The organism is Agromyces sp. SYSU T00194, from assembly GCF_040496035.1.
GTDB lineage: Bacteria > Actinomycetota > Actinomycetes > Actinomycetales > Microbacteriaceae > Agromyces > Agromyces chitinivorans.
Genome location: NZ_JBEPJZ010000002.1, coordinates 731,710 through 749,931, shown reverse-complemented (window position 1 = coordinate 749,931; position 18,222 = coordinate 731,710). Strand labels below are relative to the sequence as shown.

At 72.6% G+C, this 18,222-nt stretch carries 13 protein-coding genes, 1 tRNA gene and 1 pseudogene; 11 read left to right on the top strand and 4 right to left on the bottom strand.

Features of this window, described 5'->3' with window-relative positions; genetic code table 11:
* Positions 1–30 precede the first annotated feature (30 nt).
* Entirely contained in the window at positions 31–978 is a 948-nt protein-coding gene (gene nudC, locus ABZK10_RS16300; RefSeq protein ID WP_353810334.1) for an NAD(+) diphosphatase, read from the top strand.
* Positions 975–2,705 carry an ATP-dependent helicase gene (locus ABZK10_RS16295; protein WP_353810333.1) on the top strand — a complete coding sequence of 577 codons (1,731 nt, stop codon included), beginning with the start codon at positions 975–977 and terminating at the stop codon, positions 2,703–2,705. The genes nudC and ABZK10_RS16295 overlap by 4 nt, the downstream gene beginning before the upstream one ends.
* On the opposite strand, the pseudogene ABZK10_RS16290 reads toward ABZK10_RS16295, so the two are convergent.
* Positions 2,692–2,994, bottom strand: a pseudogene (locus ABZK10_RS16290) (TOMM precursor leader peptide-binding protein); the annotation flags it as partial. The gene ABZK10_RS16295 and the pseudogene ABZK10_RS16290 sit on opposite strands and share 14 nt — an antisense overlap.
* Positions 2,995–3,516: 522 nt before the next feature.
* Positions 3,517–4,899 (bottom strand): zinc-dependent metalloprotease, encoded by a 1,383-nt coding sequence (locus ABZK10_RS16285; protein WP_436408539.1) that lies wholly within the window; start codon positions 4,897–4,899, stop codon positions 3,517–3,519.
* A gap of 169 nt (positions 4,900–5,068) precedes the next feature.
* On the opposite strand from ABZK10_RS16285, the gene ABZK10_RS16280 reads away from it, so the two are divergent.
* The 5 genes from ABZK10_RS16280 to ABZK10_RS16260 all read left to right on the top strand — a co-directional run bounded on the left by ABZK10_RS16280 (position 5,069) and on the right by ABZK10_RS16260 (position 11,533).
* Positions 5,069–6,178, top strand: a complete 1,110-nt coding sequence (locus ABZK10_RS16280; protein ID WP_353810332.1) for a YlbL family protein — start codon at positions 5,069–5,071, stop codon at positions 6,176–6,178.
* A 124-nt stretch (positions 6,179–6,302) separates the two neighbouring features.
* Positions 6,303–9,239, top strand: a complete 2,937-nt coding sequence (locus ABZK10_RS16275; protein WP_353810331.1) for a UPF0182 family membrane protein — start codon at positions 6,303–6,305, stop codon at positions 9,237–9,239.
* Positions 9,239–10,129, top strand: coding sequence for a class I SAM-dependent methyltransferase (locus ABZK10_RS16270; RefSeq protein WP_353810330.1), 891 nt, complete (start codon positions 9,239–9,241; stop codon positions 10,127–10,129). The genes ABZK10_RS16275 and ABZK10_RS16270 overlap by 1 nt, the downstream gene beginning before the upstream one ends.
* Before the next feature lie 75 nt (positions 10,130–10,204).
* Positions 10,205–10,281 (top strand) — tRNA-Met (locus ABZK10_RS16265).
* Between the two features lie 124 nt (positions 10,282–10,405).
* Positions 10,406–11,533 carry a serine hydrolase domain-containing protein gene (locus ABZK10_RS16260; RefSeq protein WP_353810329.1) on the top strand — a complete coding sequence of 376 codons (1,128 nt, stop codon included), beginning with the start codon at positions 10,406–10,408 and terminating at the stop codon, positions 11,531–11,533.
* A gap of 85 nt (positions 11,534–11,618) precedes the next feature.
* Here ABZK10_RS16260 and ABZK10_RS16255 read toward each other — a convergent pair whose 3' ends face one another.
* A complete protein-coding gene (locus ABZK10_RS16255) occupies positions 11,619–12,569 on the bottom strand; it encodes an oxidoreductase (RefSeq protein ID WP_353810328.1) in 951 nt (316 codons plus the stop codon).
* 108 nt (positions 12,570–12,677) lie between these two features.
* Here ABZK10_RS16255 and ABZK10_RS16250 point away from each other — a divergent pair, with 108 nt between their 5' ends.
* On the top strand, positions 12,678–13,502 hold the full coding sequence (locus ABZK10_RS16250; RefSeq protein WP_353810327.1) for a carbon-nitrogen hydrolase family protein: 825 nt from the start codon (positions 12,678–12,680) through the stop codon (positions 13,500–13,502).
* Positions 13,503–13,517: 15 nt separating this feature from the next.
* Here ABZK10_RS16250 and ABZK10_RS16245 read toward each other — a convergent pair whose 3' ends face one another.
* A complete protein-coding gene (locus ABZK10_RS16245; protein WP_353810326.1) occupies positions 13,518–14,735 on the bottom strand; it encodes an aminotransferase class I/II-fold pyridoxal phosphate-dependent enzyme in 1,218 nt (405 codons plus the stop codon).
* 300 nt (positions 14,736–15,035) lie between these two features.
* On the opposite strand from ABZK10_RS16245, the gene ABZK10_RS16240 reads away from it, so the two are divergent.
* The 3 genes from ABZK10_RS16240 to ABZK10_RS16230 all read left to right on the top strand — a co-directional run bounded on the left by ABZK10_RS16240 (position 15,036) and on the right by ABZK10_RS16230 (position 18,222).
* A complete protein-coding gene (locus ABZK10_RS16240) occupies positions 15,036–15,593 on the top strand; it encodes a hypothetical protein (protein WP_353810325.1) in 558 nt (185 codons plus the stop codon).
* On the top strand, positions 15,569–16,414 hold the full coding sequence (locus ABZK10_RS16235; protein WP_353810324.1) for a hypothetical protein: 846 nt from the start codon (positions 15,569–15,571) through the stop codon (positions 16,412–16,414). Before ABZK10_RS16240 ends, ABZK10_RS16235 begins: the two co-directional genes overlap by 25 nt.
* A gap of 119 nt (positions 16,415–16,533) precedes the next feature.
* Positions 16,534–18,222 carry a S1C family serine protease gene (locus ABZK10_RS16230; protein ID WP_353810323.1) on the top strand — a complete coding sequence of 563 codons (1,689 nt, stop codon included), beginning with the start codon at positions 16,534–16,536 and terminating at the stop codon, positions 18,220–18,222.

The window sequence follows — 18,222 nt, the reverse complement described above, 5'->3', positions numbered from 1 at the left end:
TCTCCGCCGCCCGTCGCAGAGAGGTCGCACATGACCGTGCCCGTGCCCCCGCTCGCGCGATCCGCGCTCGACCGGGACGCCGAGGCGCGCACCGCGCCCGACCTGTTCGCCGAGCTCGACGCCGACCCCGCCACGCGCGTGCTGCCGATCTGGCGCGGGCGCGCGCTGATGGCCGAGCGGGTCGACGGCTCGCCGCTCGAGCTCGCGCTGCTCACGGTGGCCGAGGCGCCCGCGGGGGAGCCGCGCATCTACCTGGGCCGCACGCTGCCCGGCGACGACGACGGTGACGCCGGCGGCACCGCGGTGCGCGTCGTCGCACACGTGCTCGACGACGACGCCGCGCGGGCGCTCCAACCCGAGGAGGGTCGCTGGGGCGGGCTGCGCGCCGTGGTGACCGGGCTGGGCGACCGCGACGCCGGGCTGTTCACCGAGGCGGTCGCACTCGCCAACTGGCACGACTCGCATCGCTTCTGCCCCGCATGCGGTGCGCCCGCCGCGGTCGAGCAGGGCGGCTGGGTGCGTCGCTGCACGGCCGAGGAGCGCCAGATCTTCCCGCGCACGGACCCCGCCGTGATCGTGCTCGTCACCGACGGCGACGACCGCGTGCTGCTCGGCTCGAACGCCATGTGGGAGCAGCACCGCTTCTCGGTGCTCGCCGGGTTCGTCGAGCCGGGGGAGTCGCTCGAGGCCGCCGTGGTGCGCGAGATCGCCGAGGAGGCGGGCCTCGAGGTCTCCGAGGTGCGCTACCTCGGTTCGCAGCCGTGGCCGTTCCCGGCCTCGCTCATGGTGGGCTTCGCGGCGGCCGTCGCCGACCCCGACGCGGTGCGCCCCGACGGCGAGGAGATCGTCGAGCTCCGCTGGTACACCCGCGAGGCCCTCGCCGCCGCGGCGGGCGAGATCGCGCTGCCCGGGGCGTCGTCCATCGCGCGCTGGATGCTCGAGGAGTGGTACGGCGGCGAGATCGACGGGCACGCATGAGCGACGACCCCGCGGCGCTCCTCGACGCGCTCGACGACCAGCAGCGTCGGGCGGCCGAGTCGCTGCTCGGCCCGGTCTGCGTGCTCGCGGGCGCCGGCACGGGCAAGACCCGCGCGATCACGCACCGCATCGCGTACGGCGTGCGCACTGGCGCCTACACGCCCGAGCGCGTCATGGCCCTCACCTTCACCACGCGCGCCGCGGCCGAGCTGCGCGGACGCCTGCGCACCCTGGGCGCGTCCGGTGTCGCGACCCGCACGTTCCACGCGGCCGCGCTCGCCCAGCTCAACTACTTCTGGCCGCTGGTGGTGGGCGGCAGCGCACCCGCCGTGCTCGACGGCAAGGCGCGCGTGCTCGGCCAGGCCGCGGAGCGGCTGCGCATCCGGGTCGACTCGGCCACCCTGCGCGACCTCGCCGCCGACATCGAGCTGCGGAAGGTCTCGGGCGACTCGATCGAGCAGCACGCGGTGCGGCTGACCTCCCGCGGTGCGCCCGGCGCCCTGACGGTCGAGCAGGCGCTCGACCTGCATGGCGGCTACGAGCGGGTGAAGGACGAGGCGCGGCGCATCGACTTCGAGGACGTGCTCCTCGCGACGGCGGGCATGATCGAGCAGGAGGCATCCGTCGCGATGCACGTGCGCGAGCAGTACCGGTTCTTCGTGGTCGACGAGTACCAGGACGTCTCCCCGGCGCAGCAGCGCCTGCTCGACCTGTGGCTCGGCGACCGCAGCGAGGTGTGCGTCGTCGGCGACGCGAGCCAGACGATCTACTCGTTCGCGGGCGCGCGGCCCGACTACCTGCTGGGCTTCGAGGGGCGGTACCCGGATGCCACGGTGCTGCGTCTCGAGCACAACTACCGCTCGTCCGCGCCGATCGTGGACGTCGCGAACCGGCTCATGCGCGGCCGCCCCGGCGCGCTGGCCCTCACCAGCGAGCGCTCCGAGCCGTCGGCGCCGCGACCGGTGGTGCGCGAGCATCCCTCCGACATCGCCGAGGCACGCCAGGTCGCGCAGCGCGTGCTCGAGCTGGTCGACGCGGGCGAGGGGCCCGAGTCGATCGCAGTGCTCTACCGCACCAACGCGCAGTCGGCCGTGCTCGAGACCGCGCTCGACGAGGTCGGCGTGAGCTCCCGGCTGCGCGGCGCGCGCCGGTTCTTCGACCAGCCGGAGGTCAAGCAGGCGGTGCAGGCGCTGCGCGCGGCGTCGCTCACGATCGCCGACGAGCCGCTGTTCAAGTCGGTGAGCGACGTGATGCGCTCGCTCGGCTGGAGCCAGACCCCGCCCGACGGGCCGGGTGCCGTGCGCGACCGATGGGAGGCGTACAACGCGCTCGTGCGCCTCGTCGACGACGCCGCGCCGGGCACGACGTTCCGCCGCTTCACCGACGACCTGCTGGAACGCGCCGCGGCCCAGCACGAGCCGACGGTGTCGGCGGTCACGCTCGCGACGCTGCACTCGGCGAAGGGGCTCGAGTGGGACACGGTCTTCCTGGTCGGGTTGTCCGAGGGGCTGCTCCCCATCTCGTACGCCACGGGACTCGAGCAGGTCGACGAGGAGCGCCGCCTGCTCTACGTCGGCATCACGCGGGCACGACGCCGGCTCGAGGTGAGCTGGGCCGAGCGGGGCGGCCAGTCGCGTGCGGTGCGAGCGCCGTCACGGTTCCTGCAAGAGATCGGCAGCCGCAGCGCGGATGCGACGGCACCGGCTCGGAGCGCGGTTCGGCGCTGACCGCGTCGAAGCGGATCGCCCGGTCGGCGAGCCCGAGGTCGTCGCGCCGCAGGCGGGCGTCGACCGCCAGCGTCGCGGCGGTCATCGCCTGCAGCAGGGTGAGCGGGCGGATGCCGCGGGCCGGCCGCCCGAGCAGTTGCGACGCGATCGCGGGCCAGGCGTCGTCGGCGTCCGCGCGAGCGAGCTCGACGCAGTGCAGGCACGGCCCCTCGCCGGGCTCGACGAGCGGCCCCACCACGACCCCGTCGTCATCGACGAGCACGCGCAGGTGCGGCACGTCGCGCGCCATCCAGCCGCGCACCCGCCTCGGGTCGACCACGTGGTCGGCGACCACGACGGCCAGGTCGACCGCGTCGGGGTCGTGCGCGGGGCCGACCACCTCGTGGCCGACCGCCGCGAGGTCGGCGGCGAGTCGGGCGCAGCGGGCGGGGTCACCGTCGATCGCGACCCGCGCGTGCACCTGCGGGTCGGGTGCGTCGACGGCCGCCTCGACCGTCGCGAGGAACACGTCGACGTCGCCGTCGTCGGCGCCGAGCCGCCGTGCGAGCCGCTCGAGGCTCGCGCGTGCCGCGCCCGCGCGCATCGCCTCGAGGAGAGCGAGGTCGACGTCGTCGGCGTCGCGGATGACCGCGAGCGGGCGCGCGGCGCCCAGCTGCAGGTCGGACGGGGAGCGCCAGACGACGGGGATGCGCGGATCGATGCGGACGGCCATGCCGAGAGACTGCCGCACGGGGCATCCGCTCGGGTCGTCGGCGGAGGATCTGTGGACGCGGGGCGACCGTCCACAGGCATCCGCCGTCGGCTCGCGGAGCTAGGGGCGCTCGCCCTCGTCGCCCTCGGCCGCCTCGCCGCCGGGCGACTCCCCGCGCAGCAGCGCCTCGAGCGCCTGGTCGAAGGCGTCGGCCTCGCTGGCCTCCTCCTCGGTGCGGTCGCCGGTGAGCCGGGCGACGATGCGCGCCGGGTCGTCGACGTCCTCCGACGACGGCAGCAGGTCGGGGTGCGACCACAGGTCGTCGCGCCCGGCGACCCCGACGGCGTCGGTGACGGCCGCCCACATCGCCGCGGCCTCGCGCAGGCGACGCGGACGCAGCTCCAGCCCGACGAGCGTGCCGAACGCCGACTCGGCCGGCCCGCCGGTCGCCCGGCGGCGGCGGATCGTCTCGGCGATCGCGCCGCTCGAGGGCAGGCGCTCGGTCGCGCGGGCGGTGACCACGTCGACCCAGCCCTCGATGAGGGCGAGCATCGTCTCCAGGCGCGCGAGCGCGGCCTGCTGCTCGGGGGTCTTCGGCGGGATCAGCGAGCCGTTGACGAGCGCGTCGCGCAGCGCCTCGGGGTTCGACGGGTCGAAGTCGCTGGCGAGCTCCTCGATGCGGTCGGTGTCGATGCGGATGCCCCGGGCGAAGTCCGTGATGGAGGTGATCAGCCGCAGCCGGAGCCAGCGCGCGTGGCGGAACAGGCGCGCGTGCGCGAGCTCGCGCACCGCGAGGTAGAGCTGCACCTGGTCGTCGGGGATGTCGAGCCCGTCGCCGAACTCGGCGGCGTTCTGGGGCAGCACCGCGGCGGTGCCGTCCTCCAGCAGCGGGATGCCGACGTCGCCGCCCGACACGACCTCGGCCGACAGCTGCCCGACCACCTGGCCGAGCTGCATCGCGAACAGCGTGCCGCCGATCGACCGCATCATCTGGCTCGCGCCGGCCATCATGCCGCGCAGCTCCTCGGGGGCCTGCTCCGACATGACCTGCGTGAGCGAGTCGGCGATGCTCGCGGCGACCGGCTCGGCGAGCTGGGTCCAGACCGGCATGGTCTGCTCCACCCAGCGGCGCCGGCTGAGCAGCACCCCGGGCTCGGTCAGGCTGCTCACGGCGACGGCCTCGTCGAGCCAGAGGGCGGCCACGTGGTACGCCTGCTCCCAGGCGGCTCGGGTCGCCGCATCCGTGTCCTGCTGGCCGTCCTTCGCACGGGCGACGCCCTGCTGGAGGGCGAGGTCGCGGTTGATGCCGTCGCCGCCCGAGGCCATCGCCTGCTGGAGCTGGCTGAACAGCGCGGCGACGCTCGCCGGATCGTTCGGCAGGCCGGCCGCGCCGGCGAGCTGGGCGGGGTCGACGCCCGCGCCGCCGGACAGGATCTCGCGCAGCATGTCGCGGAACTCGTCCTCGGGACTCCGGTCGTCGCCGGGGCCATTCTCGTCGGCCACTTCAGCCACCTCCCAGTCGGATGTTCCTACGCTATCCGCGCGCCCGACGGGTTGACTGGGAAATGGCCTAGGCTGGTCGTTCCGGCTGTCCGCCCGTCGCGAACAGCGCCATCGCCACCCGCACGGTGCCGTCGGCGCGCCCCCGTGTGCCGACCCAGAGAGGAACCCGATGGCCCTGTTCGACGAGGATCGCGCGCGCCCCGAACAGCGTCGCCCCGGGTCGCGGGCCCGCACCGCCGGCTGGTGGCTCCTGGCGATCGCCGTCGTGATCGCCGGCGTCTTCGCGTCGTCGCCGGCGCCGTACGTCATCGAGCAGCCCGGCCCCGTGTACGACACGCTCGGGGTCGCGACCACGAGCGACGGCGACGAGGTGCCGCTCATCTCCGTGCCCGACGAGACCACGTACCCGACCGAGGGCAACCTCGACCTGCTCACCGTCTCGATCGTCGGCAATCCGCAGCGGCAGCCGTCGTGGCTCGAGATCGGCGGGGCGATGCTCGACGACAGCCGTGCGGTGGTGCCCATCGAGGCGGTCTTCCCGGCCGACCTCACGCAGGAGGAGCGCGACGAGCAGAACCAGACGCTCATGGTCGACTCCCAGCAGGACGCCATCGCGGCCGCGCTGGTCGAGCTCGGCTACGACTTCCCGCGCGAGGTCACCATCATCGGGCTGCTCGACGACTCGGCCGCGGAGGGCCAGCTCGAGGAGGGCGACGTCATCACCGCCGTCAACGGCGAGCCCATGCACGACATCGCGTCGCTGCGCGATGCCATCCAGGTCAACGGCGCCGAGCCCGCCGACATCGAGGTCGACCGCGACGGCGAGACCGTCGACGCGGTCGTCACCCCGCGCGACCAGGACGGCACCCTGCTCATCGGCGTGGGCGTCACGATGCAGTACGAGTTCCCGATCGACGTGCAGATCCAGCTCGACGACGTGGGCGGGCCGAGTGCCGGCCTGATGTTCGCACTCGGCATCATCGACAAGCTGACGCCCGACGCCATGACCGGCGGCGAGCGGATCGCCGGCACGGGCACGATCGACTCGGCCGGCAACGTGGGCCCCATCGGCGGCATCCGCCAGAAGATGCACGGCGCGGTCGGCGCCGGCGCCGACTGGATGCTGGCGCCCGCGAGCAACTGCGACGAGGTCGTCGGGAACATCCCGTCGGGCCTCGAGGTCTTCGCGGTGCAGACCCTCGACGACGCGATCGACGCGATCGACGTCATCGCCCAGGGCGGCGACCTGGACGCGCTGCCGCGCTGCGCCGCGGGCTGATCCGGCCGCGCATGGTCACGACGTGGTCACGGCGGGCTGGCGGTTCGCTGGATCCCGGAACCTGCACGGTCCGGTCCGCCTAGGATTGATGATCGACCCGACCCCGACGAAGTAGAGGCCGAGAGTGACGTCTGCACAACCCGACCAGGCTCAAGGGCGCCGACGCGCGCCGATCGCGATCACGATCGGCATCGTGGTCGCACTGGTGGTGGGCTTCTTCATCTTCGCGGGGCTCTACGCCGACGTCCTCTGGTACGACCAGCTCGGCTTCCTGAACGTGCTCACGACCGAGTGGATCGCCCGGCTGCTGCTGTTCCTCATCGGGTTCGTCGGCATGGGGCTGCCCGTCTGGATCAGCATCCAGATCGCCTACCGCACCCGGCCGGTCTACGCGAAGCTGAACTCCCAGCTCGACCGTTACCAGGAGGTGTTCGAGCCGCTCCGCCGGCTCGCGATGTACGGCATCCCCGCCGTGCTCGGCATCTTCGGCGGCGTCTCGGCCGCGTCGCGCTGGCAGACCACCCTGCTCTGGCTGAACGGCACGTCGTTCGGCACGACGGACCCGCAGTTCAACTTCGACGTGGGCTTCTACGTCTTCGACCTGCCGTTCTACCGCGGGCTCGTCGGCTTCGCGTCCGCGGTGGTGCTGCTGTCGGCCCTGCTCGTGATCGCCACCAACTACCTCTACGGCGCCATCCGCGTCTCGGGCCGCGAGGTCGTCATCTCGAAGTCGGCGCGCATCCAGATCGCGATCACCGCGGGCATCTACCTGCTGCTGCAGGCCGTCAGCATCTGGTTCGACCAGTACGCCACGCTCACCGAGTCGAACGACCTCATGACGGGCGCGTCGTACGCCGACGTGTACGCGACGATCCCCGGTCGCGGCATCCTCGCCGGCATCGCGCTGGTCGTGTCGATCCTCTTCTTCATCACCGCGATCATCGGCCGCTGGCGCCTGCCGCTCGTCGGCACCGCGCTGCTGATCATCTCGAGCCTCATCATCGGATCGCTCTACCCGTGGGTGATCCAGCGCTTCCAGGTCGACCCGAGCGCCAAGACGCTCGAGGCGCCCTTCATCCAGCGCAACATCGACATGACGCGCGAGGCGTTCGGGGTCGCCGACGTCGAGGAGATCCCGTACGAGGCGCAGACCGACGCCGAGCGCGGCGCGCTGCGCGCCGACGCCGAGACCACGGCGAACATCCGACTGATGGACCCGGCGCAGATCAGCGACGCGTTCGCACAGCTCGAGCAGTTCCGCCAGTACTACCAGTTCCCCGACATCCTCGATGTCGACCGCTACCAGATCGACGGCACCACGCAGGACGCCGTGGTCGCGGTGCGCGACCTGCGCCTGGCCGGCCTCGGCGACGCCCAGAACTGGGTGAACTCGCACATCGTCTACACGCACGGCTACGGCATGGTCGCGGCGGCGGGCAACCAGCGCTCGGTCGACGGCCAGCCGGTCTTCATCCAGTCGGGCATCCCGACCACCGGCGACCTCGAGATCGAGGAGCCGCGCGTCTACTTCGGCGAGAACTCGCCCGAGTACTCGATCGTGGGCGCCCCGGAGGGCACCAGCCCCGTCGAACTCGACTACCCGGCCGGCGGCGACAACGGCAACCAGACCCAGACCACGTTCGAGGGCGAGGGCGGCCCGTCGCTCAGCGGGCTGTTCAACAAGCTGATCTACGCGCTGAAGTTCCAGAGCGAGCAGATCTTCCTGTCCGACAACGTCAACGACGAGTCGCAGATCCTCTACGACCGCGACCCGCTCACGCGCATCCAGAAGGTCGCGCCGTACCTGACGCTCGACTCCGACCCGTACCCGTCGGTGGTGGACGGCCGGATCGTCTGGATCGTCGACGGCTACACCCAGACCGACGCGTACCCGTACTCGACCAAGCTCTCGATGAGCCAGGCGATCTCGGACTCGCAGCAGCTCGCGCCGACCTTCGCGCTCGACGACGTGAACTACATCCGCAACTCGGTGAAGGCCACCGTCGACGCCTACGACGGCAGCGTCACGCTGTACGCGTGGGATGAGGAGGAGCCCATCCTGCAGGCGTGGCAGAACATCTTCCCGGCCACGGTCGTGCCGATGGAGGAGATGTCGGGCGACCTGATGAGCCACGTGCGCTACCCGTCCGACCTGTTCAAGCTGCAGCGCTCGATCCTCGGCCGGTACCACGTGACCGACGCGGGCTCGTTCTTCTCGCGGGACGACGCCTGGACGACGCCCGACGAGCCGACGGCCCCGACCGGCAGCGACATCCTGCAGCCGCCGTACTACCTGACGATGCAGATGCCCGGTCAGGACGAGCCGAGCTACTCGCTCTACTCCACGTTCATCCCGGAGTCGGGCGACGAGGACAGCCGCAACGTGCTGAAGGGCTACCTCGCGGTGGACGCCGATGCCGGGACGTCCGACGGCGAGCGCGCCGAGGGCTACGGCTCCCTGCGGCTGCTGACGCTCCCGTCGGGCGATCTCGTTCCCGGCCCCGGCCAGGTGCAGAACCAGTTCAACGGCGACCCGAGCATCTCGGCGCAGCTGAACATCCTGCGCCAGGGCTCGTCGGAGGTCATCAACGGCAACCTGCTCACCGTGCCCGTCGGCGGCGGCCTGCTCTACGTGCAGCCCGTGTACGTGCGCTCGACCGGTGAGACCAGCTACCCGTTGCTGCAGAAGGTGCTCGTCGCCTTCGGCGACCAGATCGCGTTCGAGGACACCCTCGACGAGGCGCTGGACGTGCTGTTCGGCGGCGAGTCCGGGGCATCCGCGGGTGACAGCGGCGTCGAGGGCGACACCGGCGGCGACACCGGCACGGGCGACACCGACGGCGACACCGGCACGGGCGACACCGGCGGCGACACCGGCACGGGCACGACGACCGGCGATCCCGAGACCGATGCCCAGCTGCAGGCGCTGCTCCGGCAGGCCCAGCAGTCGCTGCAGGACAAGCAGCAGGCGCTGTCGGAGGGCGACTGGGCGGCGTACGGCCTCGCCGACGCGGAGCTCGCGTCGACGATCGCCGACATGCTGGCGCTCCTCAACGGCTGATGACCATCGACCTGCGGTCGGGGGACTGGCTCGACGACAATCGCGCCAACTGGGACGAGCGCGTCCCGGTGCACCTCGGCCCCGGGTCGATGTACGACCAGCAGCCGCTCCGTGAGGGGCGCACGGTGCTCGACCCCATCGTGGAGGCGATGCTCGCGCGTCGGCTCCCCGACGGGCTGCACGGGTTGCGGGTGCTGCACCTCCAGTGCCACTTCGGCTCGGACACGCTCTCGCTGGCGAACCTGGGTGCCACCGTCGTCGGACTCGACTTCTCGCGCCCGGCGCTCGACGAGGCCGAGCGCATGGCGGCCGAGATCGGCATGGACGACGGACGCGCGCGCTTCGTCGAGTCGAACGTCTACGCGGCGCGCGAGGCGCTGCCCGAGCCGGGCGCCTTCGACGTCGTGTTCACCACGTGGGGCACGATCGGCTGGCTCCCGGACGTCGCGGAGTGGGCCCGCATCATCGCCTGGTACCTGAAGCCCGGCGGGGTGCTGCTCTTCGCCGACGGGCATCCTGCCGCCTTCGTCTTCGACGGCGACGGTGCGGCCGACGGGATGCCCGCCTTCACCTATCCCTACGGCAACCCCGAGCCCGACATCGTCGTGGACGCCTCCGACTACGCCGATCCCGACGCGCAGCTCGAGCACGCCCGCACCTGGGAGTGGATGCACCCGATGGACGAGATCCACCGGGCGCTGCGCGACGCCGGCCTGGGCATCGCGGACTTCCGCGAGCACTACGCCGTGCCGTGGAGGATCTTCCCGCGCACGGTGGACACGGGCGACGGCATGTGGGGCTGGCCCGACCGTCCGTGGCTGCCGCTGTCGTACTCGATCGAGGCGGTCCGGGCGTCGTCCGCGGGCCCGGCGGGCACCGAGCCGTCCTGAGCCGAATCGGATGCCGCCCGGATCCGGTCTCGATTGGACGGACGCCCGAGCGGATGCTAGTGTTATCTCTTGTGCCGCGGGGTGGAGCAGTTCGGTAGCTCGCTGGGCTCATAACCCAGAGGTCGTAGGTTCAAATCCTGCCCCCGCAACCAACGAGGCCCGGAATCATGCGTGATTCCGGGCCTCTTCTCTGTCTCCGGGAGCTGTCGACCCACCGCCGACCGGGCGGGTCCGTGGTCCCGTGCGCGCACACCCCGGTGGTGGGATGATCGAGTCATGCGGGCAGGACGTCGCGTCCGGTCGCATGCGGGCGGGCTGGCCATCGCCGTCGTCGTGGCGACGGGCCTCACCGGGTGCACGGGCATCGTCGACGCGATCTCCCCGGACGAGCAGGAGGTGCTCGCGGCGGAGATCCGGGGCCGGGCTGCGCAGGAGGTCGCCCGCCTGTACGACCAGTCGCGGCGTGCGGGGCAGTTGCGTGCCCTCATGGTGACCGTCGACGGGGAGACCATCCTCGACGAGCGCTTCGACGCAGCGGTCGACGACGGCTGGGACACCGGGGAGATCACGATGAGCGTGATGTCGACGCTCGTCGGCATCGCCATCGGCGACGGCAGCATCCGCGGGGTCGATGCCACGCTCGCCGAGCTCCTTCCCGATGAGGCCGACCGCATGCCCGACTCCGCCGCGGGAGCGACGCTCGGCCAGCTGCTCACGCACACCGCCGGATTCGCCGGCGTCCACGAGGGGCCCTCCTACTCGTTCGAGCAGTCGGACGACTGGGTCGGCACGATCCTCGACGATGCCGTGCGCGTCCCGGGCGCCAGCTTCGACTTCTCCGACGGCGGGGCCCACCTGCTCTCGGCGGTGCTCGAGGAGGCCACCGGCATGACGGCGTTCGACTTCGCCCGCGAGCGCCTCTTCGACCCGCTCGGCATCGACACGCTCGTCGCGTTCGAGGGCCCGCTCGCCGACGCGGCGGACGACGAGGCCGAGGTCGGCTGGCCGGTCGATCCGCAGGGCCGCAGCACGGGGTGGAGCCACCTGCGCCTGCGACCGGGCGACCTCGCGGCGATCGGCAACCTGGTCCTGCACGAGGGCCGCCGGGGCGAGCAGCAGGTCGTGCCCGCCGCCTGGGTGCGGCAGGCGACCGCCGACCAGCTCGGCGACATCACGGCGCGCGCCGGCGTGACCGACGGCTACGGCTACCTGTGGTGGCGAACGAGCTTCCACGACGATGCGGCGATCCTCGCCTGGGGGTTCGGCGGGCAGCTCATCGAGATCGTTCCCGCGCGCGACCTGGTCGCGGTCGCCATGACCGAGACCGACCCGGCGATCGACGCCGACGTCGGGCTCCTGCCGTCGCACCTCCTGCCCGTGTTCGAGGCGCTGGTGCCCGAGTGAGCGGATGCCGCGGGGCCGGCGCGATGAGCGGATGCCGCGGGGCGGGCGCGACGAACGGATGCCGCCGTGCGCGCGACGGCCGCCGTCAGGCCGCGTCCGTCGCGGCGCCCGTCGCGGGCACCTCGAGCGGCACGCCCGTCAGACGCTCCGACGCCTCCCACAACACGCGGATCGCCTCCTCGCGCCCGGGCCGCAGCACGGGCAGGCGCACCGCGCGCCCGGTGTTCATGAACCGGGGCCCGTAGAACTCGCCGCCGCGCGCCTCGGGGTCGGTCGCCGCCCGCAACTGGGGGAGTGCGCCGCGGTCGACCTCCATGCCCGTGTGCGCGGCCATCCACGCGAAGAACGGCCCGGCCGAGCCCCCGCCGCCCTCGCGCACCGTGCGCGTCTGCAGGTCGCTGTGCGAGAGCCCCGGGTGGGCGATGAGGCTCTGCGCGGCCACGCCCGCGGCGGCGAAGCGCTCCTGCAGGCCGAGACCGAAGTGGTAGTTCGCGAGCTTCGCGTCGCCGTACACGCGCCAGGGGTCGTACCGCTCGCCGCGGCGGAACGGCTCGTCGGGGTCGAGCGACTTCCCCATGTGGTGCGCGGTCGAGGTGACCGTCACGACGCGTGCCGCCGGGGCGGCGAGCAGTGCGGGCAGCAGCAGCGCGGTGAGCGTCCAGTGCCCGAGGTGGTCGACGCCGACCTGCATCTCGTAGCCGTCCTCGGTCTCGCGCTCGGGCATGGCCATGACGCCCGCGTTGTTCACGAGCAGGTCGACGCGGTCGTGCGTGGCGAGGATGCGCTCGGCCGCCCGGCGCACCGACGCCTGCGACCCGAGGTCGAGGTCGACGCGCTCGAGCGAGGCATCCGGTGTCTCGGCGGTGATCTCGGCGACCGCGGCGTCGGCCTTGCCGGCGTCGCGCACGGCCATGACGACGTGCGCGCCGGCCGCGGCGAGGGCCTTCGCGGTCTCGAGGCCGAGGCCGCCGTTCGCGCCGGTGACGACCGCGACGCGGCCGGCCTGGTCGGGGATGGACTCGCGGGTGTAGGGCATCGGGCGCCTTCCGTCAGGGGGTTGCTCCAGCCTCGCCGATCGAGCGGCCGATCGCATCCGTTCCGCGCGATTCGCCGCGGTCTCGGGGCCCGGGGATAGTCTGGCCCGATGACGGATGCCCCGACCGACGACCCCGCCCTCGGCGTCGCCGTGGCGCAGTTCGCGCCGACCGACGACCGCGACGGCAACCTCGCGGAGATCGCACGCCTGGCGCGCCTCGCGGCCGGCCGGGGCGCCGCGCTCGTCGTCTTCCCCGAGTACTCGTCGTACTTCACGCCGACGCCCGGCCGCGACTGGGTCGAGCACGCCGAAGGGCCGGATGGCCCGTTCATCGCGGGGCTCGCCGCACTCGCCGACGAGCTCGACGTGCACCTGGTCGCCGGTCTCGTCGAGCGCTCCGACGAGCCCGACCGCGTGCACAACACCGTCGTCGCGGTCGCGCCGGGCACGGGCGTCGTCGCCGCCTACCGCAAGCTGCACCTCTACGACGCGTTCGGCCAGCGCGAGTCGGAGTGGGTCGCTCCCGGCATCGTCGACGATCCGCAGACGTTCGCGCTCGGGGGCATCCGCTTCGGCCTGCAGACCTGCTACGACGCGCGCTTCCCCGAGGTGACGCGTCGCATCCTCGACGCCGGCGCCGACGTGATCTGCATGCCCGCCGAATGGGTGCGCGGGCCGCTCAAGGAGCAGCACTGGCGCACGCTCACCACCGCGCGGGCGCTCGAGAACACCGCGTACGTGCTCGCCGCCGACCACGCACCGCCGGTCGGCGCGGGCAACAGCATGGTGGTCGACCCGATGGGCGTCGAGATCGCGACGATCGGCGAGGCGACCGACGTCGCCGTCGCGTGGATCTCGGCCGAGCGCATCGCGTCGGTGCGGCGTCTCAACCCCGCGCTCGCGCTGCGGCGCTTCGCGGTCGTGCCGCGCTGACGGCGACTCCACGGGTCAGTAGGCGCCGAGGCGGGCGAGGCGAGCGGATGCCTCCTCGAGCACGTCCACACGCTTGCAGTACGCGAACCGCACCAGGCTGCGGTACGGGTCGCGCCGGTCGGGGTGCACGAACGCGGTGAGCGGCACGGCGACCACGCCGGCGAGCTCCGGCAGCCGCCGGCAGAGCGCCTCGCCATCGGGATGCCCGACGTCCGAGGCATCCGCCACGACGAAGTAGCCCGCGTCGGGCTCGGAGATCGTGAAGCCGGCCCGTTGCAGCCCGCCCACCAGCAGGTCGCGCTTGGACCGCAGCGCGTCGGCGAACCCGGCGAAGCGCGCGTCGGGCAGCGCGAGCCCCGCGGCGATCGCCGGCTGGAACGGTGCGCCGTTGACGTAGGTGAGGAACTGCTTGACCGCGAGCACGGCCTCGATGAGCTCGGCCGGCCCGGTCGCCCAGCCGATCTTCCAGCCGGTGGTGCTGAACGTCTTGCCGCCGGAGGAGATCGACACCGTGCGGTCGAAGCCGCCGGGCAGCGAGGCGATGGGCACGTGCGCCACGTCGAAGGAGAGGTGCTCGTACACCTCGTCGGTGACGATGATCGCGTCGTGCGCCTCGGCGAGCTCGACGATGAGCGCGAGGGTCTGCCGGTCGAACACCGCGCCCGTGGGGTTGTGCGGCGAGTTGACGATGATGACGCGCGTGCGGTCGGTCACCGCGGCGCGCAGCGCGTCGGGGTCGGGCCGGAAGTCGGGGAAGTGCAGCGGCACGGTGCGGTGGATGCCGCCGGCGCGGGCGATCAGCGCTCCGTAGGCGTCGTAGAACGGCTCGAACGTGACGACCTCGTCGCCGGTGTCGACGAGCGCGAGCAGCGTCGCGGCGAGGGCCTCGGTCGCGCCCGCCGTCACGAGCACCTCGCGATCGGGGTCGAGCTCGATGCCGTACCAGTGCCGCTGGTGCGCCGCGATCGCCTCGCGCAGCACCGGCATGCCGATGCCCGGCGGGTACTGGTTGACGCCGTCGGCGATCGCCTGGCGTGCAGCCTCGAGCACCTCGGCGGGTCCGTCCTCGTCGGGGAACCCCTGACCGAGGTTGATGGCGCCCGTGCGCGCCGCGAGCGCGCTCATCTCGGCGAAGATCGTGGCCGCCACGCTTCCGTCGGCCGCCAGCAGCCCGGCGCCAGCCGCCGTGCGCTGCCACGGCTCCAGCCCCGCTGACGGTGCGTAATCGATCACGTGCTCACGCTACCCCGCCCGGCTCGGCCGCCCTGCGCCGTTCGGCCCGCCCGAGTACGCAAACTGCCGCAACCGCGCTCGGATACCGGCACTTCGCGTCCCCCTCCTGCCGCCTGCGCTGACATGCCTGTCGCCAGCGGGCCGCTGGTGCGCAAGGCGTGGTCATGCGGGGCGATGACCACGGTGTGCGCACCAGCAGAGGAGCGGATGCTCCTGGGCAGGCGCCCACGCCCGCGGTGGGCGCCCGCAGGCTGTGGAAACGTCCGCGGGCAGGGCAGCGGATGTCCTACGGTGTGCTGCATGCCCGCGCCGCGCACCCGCCAGCTCGTGGCGCTCGCGATCGCCCTCGGGCTCGCGCTGACGGGCTGCATGGCGGTGGACGCAACCCCTCCGACACCCACGGCGACCGATGCCCCCGAGCCGGTCTTCGCTTCCGACGACGAGGCCCTCGCCGCCGCGGTCGAAGCGTACGAGGCGTACACGCTGCTGTCGAGCATGGTTTCCGCGTCCCCAGACGACGGCGCGCAACCAATGGGAACGGCCGCCACGGAGACGCACCTTCGTGAACTGGAAGCCTCACTTTCTGGCATGGCAGCGAATGGCCTCCGTACGACCGGTGCTGCGGAAGTGCGCAACTATCAGCTCGCAGAGCGGTCCATTGGCGATGGAACCGAGTCGCTGCTCTTGTACTTGTGCCTAGACGTTGGGGGGTACCGGCTACACAACTTCGAAGGTCTGGACGTGACGCCTGCTGATCGCGACGAGATCTCGACTTTGCTGGTCGGAATGATCACAGATGCTGACGGTAATTTGCTGGTCGACACGAGCGAGCTATGGTCCGGCGATTCTGTCTGCTAGTCGGCGCCTTTGCGCTGGGGATCTTGCTGGCACTGCAGCCGCTGCCCGCATTCGCGTGCTCGGCTTTCGACCTAGCTGGCGGCATATGTACTGTCCGCCCGGACGTCGTTGACGGAAAGCAGGTCGACATCTGGGCGTCCATCGGAGCGGAAACGCCCGGGAACCCGCTTGAAGACAGCAACTCAGCCGAAGGCAATTACTCGGGCTCAACGAACAACGAGCCAAGCAACGCCGAGCCCGGCCGCCCGTGGGGCATCATCGTCGAAGGGCTGAACGTGGTGCCGCCGCCGTGCTGGCCGGAGCCGGAGTGCCCGGCGGGGGAGGAAGCGGCGGGGTACGTGGTGACGCTGGCGGACATCGCGTCGTTCCGGCCGGTCGCGCCGGGCGACGTGATGGAGCCCGATGGGTGGGCGATCGTCGGGCTGCCGGCGAACTTCGTGGCGGGGGCATCCGCTCACGTCGTGTCGGGCGTGCTGCTCGGGGCGCCGGCCGACGTGCGGTTCACCCCGGTCGGCCACCGATGGGCGCACAGCGACGGCGGCGTCGTCGGCGACGCCGCGGGCGGCGCGACCTGGGCGGCGCTCGGGCAGCCGGAGTTCAGCGCGACGCCGACCTCGCACGTCTACGCGGCGCGCGGCACGTACGAGGTCGAGCTGACCGTCACGTACGCGGCCGAGTACCGGTTCGCGGGCGCCGGATGGGTGCCGATCGCCGGTACGCTCGACATCGGGTCGGGTCCGCGCGACGTGCTCGTCGGCGCCGCCGACACGGTGCTCGTGGGGGCGGACTGCGTCTCGGATCCGAACGGTCCGGGCTGCTGACACCGCCCCACAGCCGAACCTGAGTGCAGTCCCCGGAAGGGGATAGACGGTTCACAGACTCCGCCGACCCAACGCACAGCTTGCGGGTCGAGGCTGGTGAGCGCTTGGAAGGAGCACACATGACCGACACGAACGGCACCGCCCCCGAGGAGCCCCGCTCCGAGGACCAGACCTCCGACAACGCCCAGGCCGCGGATGCCGCTGCCGAGCAGCCGCACGAGGCGGCGCAGCCGACCGCGGCGCAGCCCGCCGCTCCGGCCGAGCCCGCCACTCCGGCCGACCAGGCTGCCCCGGCATCGCAGCCGGCCGCGTCCGAGCAGCCCACGACCCCGCAGCCGACGACCCCGCAGCCGACGGCCCCGCAGCCGACGGCCCCGCAGCCGGCCGCACCGAACGCGACCGTCTACACGCCGGGCCAGGTGCCGCGCCCGTACGGCGAGCAGCCGCCGGCGACGGGCACGTCGCAGCCGACCCCCGGCGCGGTCCCGCCCGCGTTCGGCGGCCCCGCTCCCGCAGCCGGAACGGCGACCGGCACCCAGCCGACCGCGACCCTCACCGACGCCCCGGCGCAGCCGGAGAAGCGCACCTCGCGCGGCACGCTCGGCGTAGCCGCGGCGGCGCTCGTCATCGGCGCACTCATCGGCGGCGCGTCGGGCGCGGGCATCACGGCGCTCGTCTCGGCGAACCAGACCACGAGTATTCCGGCCGCCGAGGCCGAGGGTGCGCAGAACGTCGTCGTCAACGACACGTCCGACGTGAACGCCATCACGGCGGTCGCGGCGATCGCGTCGCCGAGCGTCGTGACCATCTCGGTCAGCGGCGGCTCGTCGGCCGGCACCGGCTCGGGCGTGATCCTGAGCGAGGACGGCTACATCCTCACCAACACGCACGTCGTGACCCTCGACGGCGCCATCGGCGACCCGACGATCGAGGTCAAGACCGACGACGGCCGCCTGTACACGGCGACGCTGGTCGGCACCGACCCGCTCTCCGACCTCGCGGTCATCAAGCTCGACGACGCGAGCGGCCTCACCCCGATCGAGTTCGCCGACTCCGACGCGCTGAACGTCGGCGACGCGGCGATCGCCATCGGCGCCCCGCTCGGCCTGTCGGGCACGGTGACCAACGGCATCGTCTCGGCGCTCAACCGCAGCATCGACGTCGCCTCGTCGGCCGCGCCGACGACGCCCGACGACAGCGACGAGTCCGACGACCAGGGCAGCGGCAGCACCGACAGCCCCTTCGACTTCTGGAACTTCGAGGACCAGCAGCCGGGCCAGGGCAGCTCCTCCGCCTCGTCGACGATCTCACTGCCGGTGATCCAGACGGATGCCGCCATCAACCCGGGCAACTCGGGAGGCGCGCTGCTGAACAGCGACGGCGAGCTGATCGGCATCAACGTGGCGATCCTCAGCACGGGCTCCAGCTCGTCCGAGGCGGGCAACATCGGCGTCGGCTTCGCCGTGCCGTCCAACCTCGCGCAGCGCATCGCGAACGAGATCATGGAGGACGGCACGGCCAGCCACGGCCTGCTCGGCGCGACCGTCAGCGCGGCCTCGGCCGCGGACGGCGCCGACACGGTCGGTGCGCTGATCCAGGAGGTGACCGACGGCGGCGGTGCCGCCCAGGCGGGCCTGCAGTCGGGCGACATCGTCACCAACTTCAACGGGGTGCCTATCACCGACCAGACCGACCTGACCGCGCAGGTGCGCGCCCTCCCGGGCGGGTCGCAGGTCGACCTGACCTACGTGCGCGACGGCCAGGCGACGACCGTCACCGTCACGCTCAGCGAGCTGCCGACCGAGTAG

Coding starts and splice junctions, on each gene's coding strand:
- nudC (WP_353810334.1), top strand. CDS start 31: ATGACCGTGCCCGTGCCCCCGCTCGCGCGATCCGCGCTCGACCGGGAC.
- ABZK10_RS16295 (WP_353810333.1), top strand. CDS start 975: ATGAGCGACGACCCCGCGGCGCTCCTCGACGCGCTCGACGACCAGCAG.
- ABZK10_RS16280 (WP_353810332.1), top strand. CDS start 5,069: ATGGCCCTGTTCGACGAGGATCGCGCGCGCCCCGAACAGCGTCGCCCC.
- ABZK10_RS16270 (WP_353810330.1), top strand. CDS start 9,239: ATGACCATCGACCTGCGGTCGGGGGACTGGCTCGACGACAATCGCGCC.
- ABZK10_RS16260 (WP_353810329.1), top strand. CDS start 10,406: ATGCGGGCAGGACGTCGCGTCCGGTCGCATGCGGGCGGGCTGGCCATC.
- ABZK10_RS16255 (WP_353810328.1), bottom strand. CDS start 12,569: ATGCCCTACACCCGCGAGTCCATCCCCGACCAGGCCGGCCGCGTCGCG.
- ABZK10_RS16250 (WP_353810327.1), top strand. CDS start 12,678: ATGACGGATGCCCCGACCGACGACCCCGCCCTCGGCGTCGCCGTGGCG.
- ABZK10_RS16240 (WP_353810325.1), top strand. CDS start 15,036: ATGCCCGCGCCGCGCACCCGCCAGCTCGTGGCGCTCGCGATCGCCCTC.
- ABZK10_RS16235 (WP_353810324.1), top strand. CDS start 15,569: ATGGTCCGGCGATTCTGTCTGCTAGTCGGCGCCTTTGCGCTGGGGATC.
- ABZK10_RS16230 (WP_353810323.1), top strand. CDS start 16,534: ATGACCGACACGAACGGCACCGCCCCCGAGGAGCCCCGCTCCGAGGAC.